This window comes from Actinomadura rudentiformis (genome assembly GCF_008923185.1).
Taxonomy (GTDB): Bacteria; Actinomycetota; Actinomycetes; order Streptosporangiales; family Streptosporangiaceae; genus Spirillospora; species Spirillospora rudentiformis.
Genome location: NZ_WBMT01000006.1, coordinates 42,102 through 56,843, shown reverse-complemented (window position 1 = coordinate 56,843; position 14,742 = coordinate 42,102). Strand labels below are relative to the sequence as shown.

Genomic DNA, 14,742 nt, shown 5'->3' with positions numbered 1-14,742 from the left:
ATGAACATCGATCTCACCGACACCAGCACGCGCCGGATCCAGGAGGCGCTCACCCAGGCACGGCACCTGATGGGCGGGCCCGCGGTCGGCATGGTGCTGACACTGATCATCGTGACCGACGAGTCGGCGCAGTACGACGCCGTCCGGGCCGGCACCGAGGCGTCCCGCGAGCACCCGTGCCGCGTCCTGACGGTCATCTCCCGGGAGGCGCGCGGCAACACCTCGCGCCTGGACGCGGAGATCCGGATGGGCGAGACCGGCCCGGGCGAGACCGTGCTGCTCCGGATGTACGGGCCGCTCGCCGAGCACGCCGACTCGGTCGTGGTGCCGCTGCTCATGCCGGACACGCCGGTGGTGACGTGGTGGCCCGGCGGCAAGGTCCCCAAGGTCCCCAGCGAGGACCCGCTGGGCGCGCTGGCCCAGCGCCGGGTGACCGATTCCTATGCGGCCCGTGACCGGCTCGGCACCCTGGCCAAGCTGGCCGAGGGTTACCGGCCGGGCGACACCGACTTCACCTGGACGCGGCTCACCTCGTGGCGGTCGCTGCTCGCCGCCGCGCTCGACCAGGACCACGACGAGATCGTCTCCGGCGAGGTGTCCGCGGAGCCCGACAGCCCCAGCGCCGAGCTGCTCGCGGCGTGGTTGTCGATCCGGCTCGGGGTGCCGGTGAGCCGGGTCGTCTCCGACGGCCCCGGCATCACCGGCGTCCGGCTGACCACGACGAGCGGCGACCTCGAGGTGTCGCGCTGCGACGGGCGGGTGGCCACGCTGTCGCGCCCCGACCAGCCAGACCGGCAGGTGTCGCTGATGCGCCGCCCGATGGCCGAGCTGCTGGCCGAGGAGCTGCGGCGGCTCGATCCGGACGAGCCCTACCACGAGGCCGCGGCGCGGTTCGCCAAGGACCTGTCCAGTGCCAAGGCGGCCTCCAAGGCGGCCCCGCCGGAGCAGGCGGACGGCCGATGACCACGCCGACCGTCCTGATCCACCGGGACCAGGCACTGCTGGCGCAGGCGGTCGCGGCCCGGCTGGTGACCCGGATCGTCGACGTGCAGGCGGCCCGGGGCACGGCCTCGGTGGTGCTGACCGGCGGCGGGGTGGGCACCGCCGTGCTCGCCGAGCTCTGCGCCAGCGCGGCACGCGACGCCATCGACTGGCGGAGCCTGGACATCTGGTGGGGCGACGAACGTTTCCTGCCGACCGGCGATCCGGAGCGCAACGAGACCGGTGCCCGCAAGGCGCTGCTCGACCACGTGGACGTCGACCCGGCCCGGGTGCACGCGATGCCCGCGACCGACGGCCCCGACGGGAACGACCCGGAGGCGGCCGCCGAACGGTACGCCGCGGAGCTGGGCAGCGCGGCCAGGCCGGAGGACCACGGGCCGGTGCCCTCGTTCGACGTCCTGATGCTGGGCGTGGGGCCGGACGCGCACGTCGCGTCGTTGTTCCCGGAGATGCCGGCGGTCTACGACGAGCGGCCGGTGGTGGCGGTGCGGGGCGCGCCCAAGCCGCCGCCCACCCGTGTCTCCCTGACGTTCCCCTCGATCAGGGCCGCCCGTGAGGTCTGGATCCTCGCGGCGGGCGAGGAGAAGGCCAGGGCGGTCCGGCTCGGGCTGTCGAAGGAGGCGGGCCCGGTACAGGTGCCCGTCGCGGGGGCGCGCGGGCGCCAGCGCACGCTGTTCCTGCTGGACCGGGCCGCCGCGTCGCAGCTGCCACCCGGCATCGAACGCATCGCCTCCCCCTGATGCTGTTCCCCCAGCACTGGTGGGAGGGTCTCGCCGACGGGACGATCACTCTGGCGTTCCGTCGGTGGGACCGCCCGCGGGGCGAGACCGTGCTCAGAGCTCTCGAAGCGGACTAGCGGACACCGCGCGGCTTGCGGCGGCCGCCCTTGCGGTCCTTGGACCGGCGGTCACCGAGACCGGGGTCGTAGACGGGGATCCGCCACGAGAGCGCCATGCCCTCCCCTGCCGGGACCTGCGCCCAGCGGTCCTCGGCGGCGCGCAACGCGCTCATCGCCCGTTCGACGTCCTCGACGCCCACCGGCAGCGGCTCGGTGCTGACGACTCCGTGCATCTTGCGCAGCGCCACCAGGGCACGCTCAGCCGTGTGGCCCTCTTCGACCGCGTCGTGGACCGCGCCGGCGACGGCCTCCCCGGCGCCGAGCCACAGGCCGTTGGCCTTCATGATCCGCTTGGAACGCTCGTCGGCGTGCGGGCGCCGGCGCCCGTCCACGACCTTCATGTTCGTGAACATGGCGCCCGCCGCGACGCTCCCCCAGAAGCCCCTGGCCAGGCCGAACTCGTGCTCGGCGACGAAATGGGCGAGGTCGTGCGGGATCGGGCTGGTGCGGTCATAGCCCGGCACCCGCACGGTCACACCGTCGTTCCTGGTGGCAGTGCTGAAATACGCCGTGGCCGACACCCGCTGAAAGATGACCTCCATGCGTCCAGGGTCACCGATCGCATGAGACGGGGGCAATCGCTTTTTCCGGGACATACTCTGTCGAACGAGGGGAACCCCTTGTCGAATGATGCGGAGGCGCACAGTCATGAAGGGTGCTCAGTGGTGAAAGGTCGGGCCGGAAGCGCCTGCGCGGCGGCCGTTCTCGCGGTGGTCGTCGCCGCGGCCGGATGTTCGTCGGGCGGTGACGACGACGGCGGCAAGGGCGGTGGAGGCGGCCAGAAGGCCGCCGCCAAGCTGGCGATCACACCTGCCACCGGCACCAAGCAGGTCGCGCCCGACCAGCCGGTCACGGTCAAGGCCGACAAGGGCAAGCTCACCGAGGTGACGGTCGCCGACGCCAAGGGACGGAAGGCGGAGGGCGCGCTCGCTCCGGACGGCCTGTCGTGGAAGTCGCGATGGACGCTGCGCCCGTCGACCACGTACACCGTCACGGCCAAGGGCACCGACGACGGCAAAACCGTCACCGCCACCTCCACGTTCACCACCCTCACCCCTCGCAAGAAGCTCGAAAGCGGCATGGCGCCGCTGGACGGCGAGAAGGTCGGGGTCGGCATGCCGGTCCAGCTGCTGCTCACGCAGCCGGTGTCCACCAAGGCGGGCCGGGCGGCGGTCGAACGGTCGCTCGAAGTCCGCATGTCCAAGCCGGTCGAGGGCGCCTGGCACTGGATCAGCGACAAGGAGGTCGACTTCCGGCCCCGCGAGTACTGGCCGACGGGTTCGAAGGTCCAGGTCGTCGCCCATCTGGCGGGCGTCAAGGCGGGCAACGGGCTGTACGGGGTGAAGGACCGCACGCTCAACTTCAGCGTCGGGGCCAAGCACTACACGAAGATCAACGCCAAGACGCACCGGGCGACGGTGAAGGACGGCGACAAGACCGTGCGGACGATGAAGGTCAGCCTCGGCAAGCCCGGGGACGACAGCTACACAGGCGTCATGATCGCGCAGGAGAAGGTCGCGCACATGGTCATGGACTCCTCCACCACCGGCAACCCGGGTGACTACCGCACGCCCACCGACTGGAACGTCCGCACCACCTACAGCGGCACGTTCGTCCACTCGGCCCCCTGGTCGACCGGATCGCAGGGCAGCGCCAACGTCAGCCACGGCTGCGTCAACGCCTCCCCCACGGACGCGAAGTGGTTCTACGACTTCACGCAGCGCGGCGACATCATCGAGGTCACCGGCACCACCCGCAAGCTGCGCTTCGGCAACGGACCGACGCCTTGGGCGATCTCGTGGGACGGCTGGCTCAAGGGCAGCGCGCTGGGCGCCCCGGTCATGGGACAACCTCTCAAATAACCGGCCCCCAAGGAGCCCTCCAAAGAGCCCTGTGCCGGTGCCGTTCTCGGCACCGGCACACTGATCGGGCTTACTTTTCGCAGACGACGTTCTTGCGGGGCAGCACTCCGGTTCCCAGGTAGGTGTTCACCTGGTCGTTGAGGCACGCGTTGCCGTACGCCGCCTGGTAGGGCGCGTGGAAGTCGGCGCCGCGCAGGGTGACCATGTGTGAGCCGCCGAGCAGCCGGTGCAGCGCCAGGCTGGACTGGTAGACGGTGCGGGTGTCGCCGGTGGCTCCGACGACGAGCGAGGGCAACTCGGCCGAGATGCGGGTCGGCTCCTCGCGGGGCGTGTACGGCCAGAACGCGCAGGGGTTGATGTTGTGCGCCACCGCACCGAAGACCGGATGCCTGGCGCGGCTGCGCTGGACGTCCCGCCAGTGGGCCTCGGGGTCGCGCTCCCCGGCCGCGTCCCCGCACAGCAGCGCCACCTGAGCACTGCCGTACTGCGACTCCTTCCCGGTCAGCACGAACTCCAGTTCCTCGGCCAGCCGCTCGTGCGGCCGCGCCGGACGGCCCGCCGCGGCCTCCTTGAAGACCTTCAGCGACGCCGCCATGTGGGAGCGGTCGGCCTCACGGTCCGATCCGACGAGGTTGAAGAGCTCGCTTGGGAGCACGTTGTCGTCGACCGCATAAGCGCCGACCCGCAACGGCCTGCGCGCGGACGCCTGGATGACGCCCAGCACGGTGTCGAGCACCTCCTTGCGGGTCGCGCCGAGGCCGTACTCCGCGTTCCGGCGCGCAGCCCAGTCCGCGAAGCCGACCAGCGCCCGCTCGTTCGCCGCACCGGTGGTCTTGAGGAGCCCGGGGCCCCACGTGGCCGGGTCGACGCCGCTGTCGAGCAGGGTGCGGTCGAGCCGGCCGGGGAACATCTGGGCGTAGACGGCGCCGAGGTAGGTACCGTACGAGGCGCCGTTGTAGGAGATCTTCCGTTCGCCGAGCACGGCACGGACGACGTCGATGTCGCGGGCGGCGTTGCGGGTGCTGATGTTCCTCATGAGCTCGGGGTCGACCCGCGCGCACCTGTCCGCCAGGTCCCTGGCGAACGCCACGGCGCGGTCGAAGCCGCGGCGGTCCACACCGGCCGACCTGATCCACGTTCCGGCCGGCCAGCCGCAGTCCACGGGCGCGCTGCGGCCGATCGACCGCGGGTCCATGCCGATCAGGTCGTACCGCGTGCCGGCGTCCCCCATGAGGCCGCGGATGTACGGGGGCATGTCGATCGCCGGCCCCGGGCCGCCGCCGTTGATCAGCATGGTGCCGATCCGATCCGCCTTGCCGGTGGCGGCCAGGCGTGAGATCGCCACCTTGATCGTGCGGCCGCCGGGCTTGGCGTAGTCGAGCGGCACGGTCACGTCGGCGCACCTGACCCCGGCCTTGTCGAGCTCCTTGCCCACCTCGTCGCCAGGGCCGAGCGTGCAGTCCTTCCAGACGATCTTCTGCTGGTGGAAGCGGGCGAGGCCGCCGGCGCTCGCGGTCGCGGCACCCGGCACCGCCACGAGCCCCGCGGCGGTGGCCAGCCCGGCGCCCGCCACGATCAGCTTTCTGGTGATGGTCATGTGCAACGACGCTAGGCAGGGGACGCGACACGCACAGGAGAGCGCTCTCCACAATCGGGGGTGGGGCGCGCCGGTCCGCCGTTCCGGGGGCTGGCTCCATCGACCAAAGTCGATGGCGCATCGACCTGCGGTCACTGCTCACGGGCGGCCTGGTCGGTAACGTTGAGCGGGTGCAAATGCGGCGGACGAAGCGCGAGTGGTTCGCCGATGCGGGTGTCACCGCCTTCGCGGCGGCGGTGGGCCTCCTCATGCTGGCCGCGTCGCTCGACAGCTTCCCCGATGACAAGAAGAACGCGATCATCCCCGACATCGCGGTCGGGGCCGTGGGCTGCGTGCTGCTCCTGCTGTTCCGGCGGACCCGGCCGGCGACGCTCGCCGTCGTCCTCATGATCATCCAGATCTCGGCCTCGACCGCGTACGGGCCCGCCGCGCTGGCGGTGTGGACGGTCGCCGTCCGCTGCTCCTGGCGGGTGACCGCGCTCGTGGCCGGGGCCAACCTCTCGATCATCGCGAGCGTCTTCGCGCTCGCTCCGATCAGCCCCTCGGAGTACCGGGACGGGCTGGTCACCTTCGGTCTGGGCTACGCGGTCCTCATCACCCTCGGATTGCTGGTCCGCTCGCAGAGCGAGCTCATCAAGTCGCTGCGCGAACGTGCGCAGGAGACAGAGGAGGGGCAGCGGCTGCGGGTCGAGGAGGCCCGCCTGCTGGAACGCGAGCGGATCGCGCGGGAGATGCACGACGTGCTCGCGCACCGCATCTCCCTGCTCTCGGTGCACGCGGGGGCATTGGAGTTCGGCCCGGACGCCCCGGCGGCGCAGCGCGAGGCGGCGGGGATCATCCGGCAGACCGCCTACGAGGCGATGGAGGACCTGCGCGAGGTGATCGGCGTGCTCCGCGCCGACGCCCCCTTCACCACCGACGGCGCCCAAACGGTGAGCGAACGGGACCGGCCGCAGCCGACGCTCACCGATCTCCCCGCGCTGATCGACGAGTCGCGCGAAGCCGGGGCGCACGTCATCCTGGACGCCCGGATCCCCGACCCGGCCGCGATCCCGGCCCGGATCGGCCGGCACGCCTACCGCGTCGTCCAGGAGGGCCTGACCAACGCCCGCAAGCACGCGCCCGGCTCGCACGTGCGGGTCACGGTCGAGGCGGCCGGCGGCGCCGAGCTCACCATCGAGGTCGCCAACCGGCTCCTGCCCGCCCTGGCGGCGCTGGACCTCCCCGGCTCGGGCGCCGGGCTCGTCGGCCTCCGCGAACGCGTCGACCTGGTCGGCGGAACGATCGAACACGGCCGGACCGGCGACGAGTTCCGGCTGCGCGTGTCCCTACCCCTGCCCGCCCGGCCAGGCCATGAGGCCGGGCCCGACCAGTAAGCGACGGTATCTGCCAGTGACGGGAACGGACTCACCCATCCGCGTGCTCATCGTCGACGACGACGCCCTCGTCCGGAGGGGCCTGTCGATGATGCTGGCCGGCGCCGACGACCTGGAGGTGGTCGCGGACGTCGGCGACGGCTCGGAGGTCGTGGCGGCGGTCAACCAGCACCGGCCCGACGTGGTGCTGATGGACATCCGGATGCCGCGGATGGACGGGCTGGCCGCCACCGAGCTGCTGCGCTCGCGGCGGGAGCCACCCGAGATCATCATCCTGACCACGTTCGACACCGACGACCACATCCTGCGCGCGATGCGTGCCGGGGCGGGCGGGTTCCTGCTCAAGCACACGCCGCCGCCGGAGATCATGCGCGCGATCCGCCAGGTCGCCGCCGGTGAGCCGATGATGTCCCCGGCGGTGCTGCGCCGGATGATGTCGTACGTGGCGGGCGCGGGCGTCGACCCGCGCCAGGCCCGGGCCCGCGAGCGGCTGGACGGGCTGAGCGAGGGCGAGCGGGCCGTCGCGCTGCTGGTCGGGCAGGGCAAGACCAACAGCGACATCGGCAAGGAGCTCTCGCTCAGCGTCGCCACCGTCAAGGCGTACGTCTCGCGGCTCCTCACCAAGCTGGAGCTCAACAACCGGGTCCAGATCGCGCTGCTCGTGCACGACGCGCGCGGCGACGATCCATCGGACGACTGACGACCGACTTTGGTCGAGCCGGCTGTCGACGCCCGGCCGACGCGCCGGCCCGGCCGTGACCGGCAGCCTGGAGGCATGATCAGTGTTGAGAACCTGACCAAGCGATATCGCGAGGTCACCGCGGTCGAGAACGTCTCGTTCCGCTGCGAGCCGGGAACGGTCACCGGCTTCCTCGGCCCCAACGGGGCGGGCAAGTCGACCACCATGCGAATGATCTGCGGCCTCACCCCGCCCACCACGGGGACGGCGACGGTCAAGGGCGTCCCGTACCGCCGGATCAGCAACCCCGGCCGCCATGTCGGCGTCCTCCTCGACGCCGCCGCGCAGCACTCCGGCCGCACCGGCCGCGAGACGCTCGCCCTGACCGCGCAGATTCTCGGCGTCGACCAGAAGCGCGTCGGCCAGATGCTCGACCGGGTGGGCCTGTCGACCAAGGCGGCCAAGCGCCGGGTCGGCGGCTACTCGCTCGGCATGCGGCAGCGCCTCGGCATCGCCCAGGCCCTGCTCGGCGACCCCAGCGTGCTCATCCTGGACGAGCCCGCCAACGGTCTCGACCCGGAAGGCATCCACTGGATGCGCTCCATGCTGCGCGACTTCGCCGACCGCGGCGGGACGGTCCTGCTGTCGTCCCACCTGCTGCTCGAAGTGGAGGCCGTCGCCGACCGCTTCGTGGTCATCGCGGGCGGGCGCGTCGCAGCCCAGGGCGCCAAGGACGAACTCCTCACCCAGCCCACCGGCGTCGTGGTCCGCGCCCTGGACGGCGCCGCCCTGCAGTCGGCGCTGGCGCAGGCGGGACTGTCCGCCCGGCCCGATGGCCAGGGCGCCTTCGTCGTCGACGCCCCCGCCGAGGCGGTGGGACGGGCCGCCGCCGCCACGGGCACCGTGCTCCTCGAACTTCGCCAGGCCAGCGGGGGCGGCCTGGAGGAGCTGTTCCTCTCACTCATCAACCCATCCCCTGCCGACGCCCCGACCGTGGCTGCCCCCGCTCCGCAGGAGACACTCCGATGACCGCCATCACCGCACCGGCCGCCCTGCTGGAGCCGGCACGCCCGTCGCTCGTCCGGCTCACGGCCGTCGAGCTCCGCAAGATGATCGACACCCGCTCGAGCCGCTGGCTGCTCATCATCATCAGCCTGGTCGCCGTGGCGATGATGCCGGTCGTGCTCTTCGCGGTGCCGAAGCAGGATCAGACACTGCTGGAGTTCTTCACCGCCTCGCAGGTAGGGGTGTCGATCCTCCTGCCCATCCTCGGCATCCTCGCGGTCACGACGGAGTGGTCCCAGCGCACGGCTCTGACCACGTTCACCCTCGTCCCCGAACGACCCCGGATCCTGGCTGCCAAGCTGATCGCGGGCTCGGTGCTCGGTGCCCTCTTCGCCTGTGTCGGGCTCGCCGTGGCGCTGATCGCCCGCACGGTCGGCGAGCTGATGGGCCGTTCGGACGGAAGCTGGTCGCTCAGCCCGGGCCGTTTCGGCGTGACGGTTCTCCTCGCGGTGGTCATGCTCTTCATGGGCATCGCGTTCGGCACGCTCTTCATGAACTCGCCGCTGGCGATCGTGCTCTTCCTCGTGCTGCCCATCGTCTGGTCGACGCTCGGCGGGATGATCAGCAAGCTCAAGGGCCCGGCGGGCTGGCTGGACACCAACCTCACGCTCACCGCGCTCACCGAGCCCGGCATCACCGGCGAAGAATGGGCCCGCGCCGGCACCTCGCTCGCGGTGTGGATGCTCCTCCCGCTCGTCATCGGGACCATCCGCCTCATCAAGCGCGAGGTGAAGTAGGCCGAGGGCCGAGGGCGCGGCCGGAGGCCGGGCCCTCGGAGCGCGTCGCCCCGGGTTGCGGGCCCGAGCTCACGCTCGTACGCGGCGGGCGAGCGTGGGCATGAGGCGCAGGGCGTTCCCCCGGTAGATCGCCTGTCGCATACGGCCGTTCAGCGCCGGGTCGCGTTCGAGCCCGCGAGTGGTGTGCCTGACATCGTCGGCCGTCGTCTGCGCCCAGTCGGTGCCGTAGAGGAGCTGCCCGGCACCGGCGGCGGCCAGCAGGGTGGGCGTCGCGTAGGGCGAGGGCGGCGCGGCGGTGTCGTAGTAGAACCGCCGGACCGCCCGGCGGAACGCGGCAGGGCTGGGACCGCGTCCCGTCCTGCCCGCGTGCTCGACCCGTCCGCCGATGTAGGGGAGGAAGCCGCCGGCGTGGGAGAGGATCACCGAGATCCGCCGGTACCGGTCCATCGTCCCGGAGGCGACCAGGTTGAAGGCGGCCCGGGTCGTGTCCAGCATGAAGTCGGCGATCCAGTCCTCCATCCCCGGCACCCCGACGTGCCCTCCGGGGAGCGAGAAGGGATGGGTGAAGATCACGGCCCGCCGCCGGTCGAGCTCTTCGAACAGCGGGTCGAACGCCTTGTCCCCGAGGTAACGGGTCCCGTCGTTGGTCATCAGCATCACGCCGTCGGCCTCGAGCACGTCGAGCGCGTACGCGGCCTCCTTGAGGGCGACGTCGATGTGGAGGAGCGGCAGGCAGGCGAAGAAGCCGAACCTGGCGGGGTGGTCGCGGACGAGGTTCGCCAGGTCCTCGTTGATGATCCGCGCCCCGGACACCGCCACGGCCCGGTCGCGGAAGGCGATGGACGGGACCGGCGCCGACGCGACACCCATCGCGATCTGGTTGCGGTCCATCGTGTCGAGGGTCTCGGACAGGCTCCACTGCCCCCACCTTGGCCCGCCAACCGGGGGCAGCAGGCCCTGCTCGACAGCCCACTTGCGCATCTCCGCCGGAACGGCGTGGTGGTGGGTGTCGATCCGGAAAGGGCGGGCCCCCGCTGCGGTCCCGGTTCGGCTCCCGGTCCCGGCGTCCGCGGCGGACGAACCGAGCCCGACCGCGGCCGTGGTGAGCGCGGCCGCCTGAAGGGCCCGCCGCCTGCTCATGTCGCGCATCACATCTCCCATGCTTGTCGAGCCGCCCAAATAGGAGCATACAAGACTGTCTCAAGTGAGACCATATCGACGGCCCCTAAGATGGAGCCGTGCAACCACCGGAGACGCCATCGATCCTGGGCGACCCGCGCGGCGACGACCTCGCGCTGGGATTCCTGCTGGCGACAGCGCACTTCCACTCACGCCAGAAGCTGAACGACCGCCTGCAGCCGTTCGGCATCGAGGTCCGTCACCTCGGCGTGCTGTCGGCGCTGGACCGGCACGGGCCGACCAGCCAGCGGCAGCTGAGCGAGCTGCTCGACCTCGACAAGTCGGCGATGGTCCGGATCATGGACGAGCTCGAACGGTCCGGGCTGGCCACCCGGCGCCGGGCCGCCCACGACCGCCGCGCGTACGCGATCGAGCTCACCGGCGAAGGGCGCGCCCGCCTGCACTCCGCGCAGGCCGAGGCGTCGGTGGTGGGCGAGGAGATCTTCGGCTGGCTGCGGCCTGCCGACCGCGAGCGGCTGGTCGGGCTGCTGGCGGAACTCGTGGCGCGGATGGACCGTCCAACGGAGATCCAATCCGGAGGATCTTGATCCTCACCGCTCCCCTGTGACGGAAGGCTCCCGTGGCCACTCACGCCGAACTCGTCCGCCTCTTCGGCGCGGACGAGGTCATCACCCTCGATCCCGACGACGCCGAAGCGCACGGCCTCCGGCCCGCCGACACGCAGGCAGCCGGCTGACCGCCCTGGCGTTCGTCACCGACCCGTGTCTCGGCACGATCGAGAGCCCTAACGGACGCGTGGACTTCATCGCCGCCGTGGGCATCACGGCGGACGAGCTGGCCGAGGCCAAGGAGCACGGCAACGACACCGTCGTCGCACGGCTGACCGAGACCTACGGCGCCCCCCTCACCGACATCACCCGGTGACGGCGCGGCGGGCGGTGACCTCGATCTCGATGCGCATCCTCGGATCGGCCAGACCACAGGCGATCATGGTGGCGGCCGGCCGTGCGGCGCCGAACGCGGCGCGCAGGGCCGGCCAGCACGGCTCGAAGTCCGCAGGGTCGGGCAGCATGTAGCGAACGCGGACGACGTCGTCGAACATGGCGCCGGCCTCGGTGAGCGCCGCCCCGATGTTCGCGAGGCACTGCTCGGCCTGGGCGACGACGTCGTCCTGGATGGTCATCGTGGCGTAGTCGAATCCGGTGGTCCCGGAGACGTGCACCCACTCGCCGTCCACCACCGCCCGCGCGTAGCCGATCTGCTCCTCGAACGTGGACCCGGACAGGATCGATCTGCGGTTCTGCATGACCGGAACCCTAGAAAGACGCCCAGCCATACGTCCAATACCCTGTATACAGCCATGTGATATCTCTGGCCGTATGACGCTGCCCGCCCCGGAACTCGAACTGCGCCAGTTGCGCGCGTTCCTCGTGGTGGCCGAGACGCGGCACTTCGGGCGGGCCGCCGAACGGCTGGGCATCGCGCAGCCGCCGCTCAGCCAGCAGATCCGCCGCCTGGAGTCCCGGGTCGGCCATCCGCTGTTCGAACGGCACGCGCGCGGGGTGATGCTCACCGCCGCAGGCCGGGAACTGCTCCCTGCCGCCCGATCCGCTCTCGACCAGGTCTCCTCCGGGTTGGACGCGGCCCGCCGGGCCGGGCTCGGCCAGGCTGGACGGCTCCGAATCGGATTCGCGGCCTCGCTCGCGTTCACCCTGCTGCCCAAGGTGGTCGGCGCGTACCGCGCGCGTTTCCCAGGCGTGACGCTCGACCTCCGCGAGCTGACGAGCACCCCACAAATGGAGGCACTACGGGCAGGAACCCTCGACGCGGGATTCGTACGCGAGACACCACCCGAGCCGGACCTCGTCTCGATACCCGTTCTCCATGAACGCCTGGTGGCCGTGCTGCCCCGCGCTCACCCGCTCACCGCACAACGCCAGGTGCCGGTCGCCGCGCTGGCCGAGGAGCCGTTCGTACTCTTCCCGCCCGCCGAGGGGCCCGCGTTCCACGCACGGATCCTGCGCGTCTGCGCGGACGCGGGCTTCACGCCGCACATCGCCCAGCAGGCCGTGGAGTGGCAGACCCTCGTCGCCTTCGTCGAAGCAGGCCTCGGCGTCACGATCGCGCCTGCTGGAGTGGCCCGGATCCGCCTACGCGGCGTCGCGTTCCGCCGCCTCTCCCCCGATCCCGAGCCGTGCGTCGTGGCCCTCTGCCGGCAGGCCGGGGAGCCGAGCCCGCTGCTGAGCGCGTTCGTGGCAGCCGTGGTCAGCTAGCCGCCACCAGGCGCACCGGTGTCATTGGAGGGCGGTGAACGGTGGGTGCCCGGCCTCCAGGAGGCAGTGGTAGATCTGCAGGGTGTAGCCGCGGCCAACGGTCACCATCGTGGGGCAGTCTTCGCTTGTGTCGATGTCTTCGAGGGGGCGCCAGCTGCCGCTCTCCCCGTCCCATTCACTGCTGTCGATGGTGAGCAGGGCCTCCACAGGGGCGCCGCAGCGGCACCGCAGTTCGTCGGGCCCGGCGGGGTCGCGGAAACTCCACGGGGCGGGCCAGCCGCCGACCTTCCAGCCGGGAGGCCCTGAGAGGGCGCCCCTGTACCGGGGTTGTTCGGTGTCATCGGAGAAGATGAGCTCTCGTTCGCGGGCGATGACACGTTGCGCGACATCCTCGTCCAGCTCGTGGATCGGCGGATACTCCAGCACCTGCTCGGGATGCAGGACGCACGGAGCCGGGACGTAGTCAGCGAGGCCGACGTAAGCGGGCTCAGGCGGGTCCGACAAGACCTCCTTCACGTCCCCGGACTGCCGCCACCGCAGGTGCACTGCCGAGGAAAGCTCGAGAAGCTCGTCGAACGGGCACCACAGGACTTGCAGCATGTCCGTGTCCCCGGGACAGGGCAGGTCAGGCACGTCTCGTGCGTACAGCTGCGCCAACGGGATGAGCGGCAGCGGCCCCGAGGGCAGCAGGTCCGCGTCGTGTCCGGCGTTGATGCGGTCCACGATCGCCTGCTCGTCCGGCGTCAGAAGATTGGTCCGGGGCGGTCTGGGCCGCGCCCACGCCTCAGCGAGAATGCGCCGGAGCGTCCGGACGTCCTCCAGCGTCGTCAGCCTGTGCACGTCGTGGTCATCGGAGCAGGTCGGCCACGGCTCGTCGGCAGGCCACAACAACGGCCCGCCCACTGAGCTGTCGTGCACGGTCGGTTCGCCGGGCCGCGGATGGAGGCGTGTGGCGGTCCTGGTCGTACCGGCCAACTCCGGAAAAAGCGAGACCACGTCCAGCGGACGCGGGGGGGTCGTGAGCGACATGCGTTCCCTCAAGATCGGTTGCCTGTATCCAAGCACTTACGAGGTCAGATGATCCAGGAGGGCGGCGGCGGCCGGGTTCGCCGGCTGGGGGCTGCGGCCCACGAGGACCGTCGTACGGGCGGGATCGGGCTGGCGGATCGTGAGGCAGGGAAGCCCGGCCCGCTCCCCCACGAGGCGCGGGACGATCGCGATCCCGATGCCGGCCCTCACGAGCTCGACCAGCAGCCTGATCTGGGTGACCTCGCAGGTGATGTGCCGATCCAGACCGCAACTGGCGGCCAGCCGGCGTACGGCCACCTCCAGACCGGTCCCTGCGCGGAAGTCGACGAAGTGTTCGTCGGTCAGGTCGGAGAAGAGCGCACGACCGGCACCGGCGAGCCGGTGGCCGGGCGGCGTGACCAGGACGAGCTCCTCCTCCCAGGCGCCGAACGCGGTCAGCCCTTCCGGAACGGTCGGGCCCGCCGCCGCAAGATAGGCCAGGTCCAGCTCCCTCGCCAGCAGGCGATCGACCAGCTCACCGACCGGCGCCTCGTGCACCGAGATCTGGACGCCCGGCCATTTGAGGTGGAACGCGGCGAGCTCCGCGGCCAGATCGACCCGGGTCAGTGTCTGGAAGGTGCCGATCGCGACACGCCCCGTCTCGAGCCCGGTCACCGCCGCGACCGCCTCGCGCGCCGCCGTCGCGTCGGCCAGGAGCGCCCGCGCCGCCGGGAGGAAGGCCTCCCCGGCGGGTGTGAGCACCGGCCGCCGCCCAGTGCGGTCGAAGAGGTCCGCGCCGAGATCCTGTTCCAGCTTGCGGATCGACGTGCTCAGCGCCGACTGAACGATCAGCTCCGCGCGCGCCGCCGCTGTGAAGCTGCCGTGCGTCGCGACCGCCACGAAATGGCGAAGTTGCCGCATCTCCATCCATCTACGTTAGCGATGGCTGGTAGCGAAATGATGTGTTGGACCGATGGCCCGGACGGGAGCCACGCTGAAGGCATGAACCGCGTACCCGTCCTGTGGTCCGCCGCGTACGGACCCAATCGATCACCTGTGACCCGCTACTTGGCAAGGCGGGCTCTCCAGGTGAAGGCCTTCGCCC

The 14,742-nt window shown here is 71.4% G+C and carries 16 protein-coding genes; 10 read left to right on the top strand and 6 right to left on the bottom strand.

Annotated elements, in window-relative coordinates; genetic code table 11:
* Together F8566_RS13835 and pgl are read left to right on the top strand one after the other, a co-directional pair.
* A complete protein-coding gene (locus F8566_RS13835; RefSeq protein WP_151560624.1) occupies window positions 1-963 on the top strand; it encodes a glucose-6-phosphate dehydrogenase assembly protein OpcA in 963 nt (320 codons plus the stop codon).
* Window positions 960-1,742 (top strand): 6-phosphogluconolactonase, encoded by a 783-nt coding sequence (pgl, locus tag F8566_RS13830; protein ID WP_151560623.1) that lies wholly within the window; start codon window positions 960-962, stop codon window positions 1,740-1,742. The genes F8566_RS13835 and pgl overlap by 4 nt, the downstream gene beginning before the upstream one ends.
* Window positions 1,743-1,854: 112 nt before the next feature.
* Here pgl and F8566_RS13825 read toward each other — a convergent pair whose 3' ends face one another.
* Entirely contained in the window at window positions 1,855-2,442 is a 588-nt protein-coding gene (locus F8566_RS13825) for a hypothetical protein (RefSeq protein ID WP_151560622.1), read from the bottom strand.
* Between the two features lie 123 nt (window positions 2,443-2,565).
* Between F8566_RS13825 and F8566_RS13820 the strand changes: the two genes are divergently transcribed.
* Entirely contained in the window at window positions 2,566-3,762 is a 1,197-nt protein-coding gene (locus tag F8566_RS13820) for a L,D-transpeptidase (RefSeq protein WP_225993152.1), read from the top strand.
* Window positions 3,763-3,832: 70 nt separating this feature from the next.
* Here the strand turns inward: F8566_RS13820 and F8566_RS13815 are convergent, their stop codons facing one another.
* The gene (locus tag F8566_RS13815; RefSeq protein ID WP_151560620.1) at window positions 3,833-5,359 is read right to left on the bottom strand and encodes an alpha/beta hydrolase; all 1,527 of its coding nucleotides are present in this window, start codon (window positions 5,357-5,359) and stop codon (window positions 3,833-3,835) included.
* A 176-nt stretch (window positions 5,360-5,535) separates the two neighbouring features.
* Here F8566_RS13815 and F8566_RS13810 point away from each other — a divergent pair, with 176 nt between their 5' ends.
* The 4 genes from F8566_RS13810 to F8566_RS13795 all read left to right on the top strand — a co-directional run bounded on the left by F8566_RS13810 (window position 5,536) and on the right by F8566_RS13795 (window position 9,216).
* Window positions 5,536-6,735 carry a sensor histidine kinase gene (locus tag F8566_RS13810; RefSeq protein WP_151560619.1) on the top strand — a complete coding sequence of 400 codons (1,200 nt, stop codon included), beginning with the start codon at window positions 5,536-5,538 and terminating at the stop codon, window positions 6,733-6,735.
* A gap of 43 nt (window positions 6,736-6,778) precedes the next feature.
* On the top strand, window positions 6,779-7,435 hold the full coding sequence (locus tag F8566_RS13805) for a response regulator transcription factor (protein ID WP_225993206.1): 657 nt from the start codon (window positions 6,779-6,781) through the stop codon (window positions 7,433-7,435).
* A gap of 75 nt (window positions 7,436-7,510) precedes the next feature.
* Entirely contained in the window at window positions 7,511-8,443 is a 933-nt protein-coding gene (locus F8566_RS13800; protein WP_151560617.1) for an ABC transporter ATP-binding protein, read from the top strand.
* A complete protein-coding gene (locus F8566_RS13795) occupies window positions 8,440-9,216 on the top strand; it encodes an ABC-2 transporter permease (protein ID WP_151560616.1) in 777 nt (258 codons plus the stop codon). The genes F8566_RS13800 and F8566_RS13795 overlap by 4 nt, the downstream gene beginning before the upstream one ends.
* Before the next feature lie 69 nt (window positions 9,217-9,285).
* Here the strand turns inward: F8566_RS13795 and F8566_RS13790 are convergent, their stop codons facing one another.
* On the bottom strand, window positions 9,286-10,356 hold the full coding sequence (locus F8566_RS13790) for an amidohydrolase family protein (RefSeq protein ID WP_192809673.1): 1,071 nt from the start codon (window positions 10,354-10,356) through the stop codon (window positions 9,286-9,288).
* A 98-nt stretch (window positions 10,357-10,454) separates the two neighbouring features.
* Between F8566_RS13790 and F8566_RS13785 the strand changes: the two genes are divergently transcribed.
* Both F8566_RS13785 and F8566_RS51135 read left to right on the top strand, forming a co-directional pair.
* Complete coding sequence (locus F8566_RS13785; RefSeq protein WP_151560614.1) at window positions 10,455-10,943, top strand: MarR family winged helix-turn-helix transcriptional regulator; 489 nt, start codon at window positions 10,455-10,457, stop codon at window positions 10,941-10,943.
* Window positions 10,944-11,088: 145 nt separating this feature from the next.
* Window positions 11,089-11,280, top strand: coding sequence for a suppressor of fused domain protein (locus F8566_RS51135; protein WP_225993205.1), 192 nt, complete (start codon window positions 11,089-11,091; stop codon window positions 11,278-11,280).
* Here F8566_RS51135 and F8566_RS13775 read toward each other — a convergent pair.
* Window positions 11,270-11,662, bottom strand: a complete 393-nt coding sequence (locus tag F8566_RS13775) for a RidA family protein (protein WP_151560612.1) — start codon at window positions 11,660-11,662, stop codon at window positions 11,270-11,272. The two genes, F8566_RS51135 and F8566_RS13775, sit on opposite strands and share 11 nt — an antisense overlap.
* 73 nt (window positions 11,663-11,735) lie before the next feature.
* Between F8566_RS13775 and F8566_RS13770 the strand changes: the two genes are divergently transcribed.
* Window positions 11,736-12,629, top strand: coding sequence for a LysR substrate-binding domain-containing protein (locus tag F8566_RS13770; RefSeq protein WP_225993151.1), 894 nt, complete (start codon window positions 11,736-11,738; stop codon window positions 12,627-12,629).
* Between the two features lie 21 nt (window positions 12,630-12,650).
* On the opposite strand, the gene F8566_RS13765 is transcribed toward F8566_RS13770, so the two are convergent.
* Together F8566_RS13765 and F8566_RS13760 are read right to left on the bottom strand one after the other, a co-directional pair.
* Window positions 12,651-13,658 (bottom strand): hypothetical protein, encoded by a 1,008-nt coding sequence (locus tag F8566_RS13765; RefSeq protein ID WP_151560611.1) that lies wholly within the window; start codon window positions 13,656-13,658, stop codon window positions 12,651-12,653.
* 36 nt (window positions 13,659-13,694) lie between these two features.
* A complete protein-coding gene (locus F8566_RS13760) occupies window positions 13,695-14,564 on the bottom strand; it encodes a LysR family transcriptional regulator (protein ID WP_151560610.1) in 870 nt (289 codons plus the stop codon).
* Window positions 14,565-14,742: the final 178 nt, after the last annotated feature.

Bases quoted from the DNA above. Each gene is read 5' to 3' on its own strand.
- F8566_RS13835 (WP_151560624.1), top strand. From the start codon at position 1: ATGAACATCGATCTCACCGACACCAGCACGCGCCGGATCCAGGAGGCG.
- pgl (WP_151560623.1), top strand. From the start codon at position 960: ATGACCACGCCGACCGTCCTGATCCACCGGGACCAGGCACTGCTGGCG.
- F8566_RS13825 (WP_151560622.1), bottom strand. From the start codon at position 2,442: ATGGAGGTCATCTTTCAGCGGGTGTCGGCCACGGCGTATTTCAGCACT.
- F8566_RS13815 (WP_151560620.1), bottom strand. From the start codon at position 5,359: ATGACCATCACCAGAAAGCTGATCGTGGCGGGCGCCGGGCTGGCCACC.
- F8566_RS13810 (WP_151560619.1), top strand. From the start codon at position 5,536: ATGCGGCGGACGAAGCGCGAGTGGTTCGCCGATGCGGGTGTCACCGCC.
- F8566_RS13800 (WP_151560617.1), top strand. From the start codon at position 7,511: ATGATCAGTGTTGAGAACCTGACCAAGCGATATCGCGAGGTCACCGCG.
- F8566_RS13795 (WP_151560616.1), top strand. From the start codon at position 8,440: ATGACCGCCATCACCGCACCGGCCGCCCTGCTGGAGCCGGCACGCCCG.
- F8566_RS13790 (WP_192809673.1), bottom strand. From the start codon at position 10,356: ATGAGCAGGCGGCGGGCCCTTCAGGCGGCCGCGCTCACCACGGCCGCG.
- F8566_RS13775 (WP_151560612.1), bottom strand. From the start codon at position 11,662: ATGCAGAACCGCAGATCGATCCTGTCCGGGTCCACGTTCGAGGAGCAG.
- F8566_RS13770 (WP_225993151.1), top strand. From the start codon at position 11,736: ATGACGCTGCCCGCCCCGGAACTCGAACTGCGCCAGTTGCGCGCGTTC.
- F8566_RS13765 (WP_151560611.1), bottom strand. From the start codon at position 13,658: ATGTCGCTCACGACCCCCCCGCGTCCGCTGGACGTGGTCTCGCTTTTT.
- F8566_RS13760 (WP_151560610.1), bottom strand. From the start codon at position 14,564: ATGGAGATGCGGCAACTTCGCCATTTCGTGGCGGTCGCGACGCACGGC.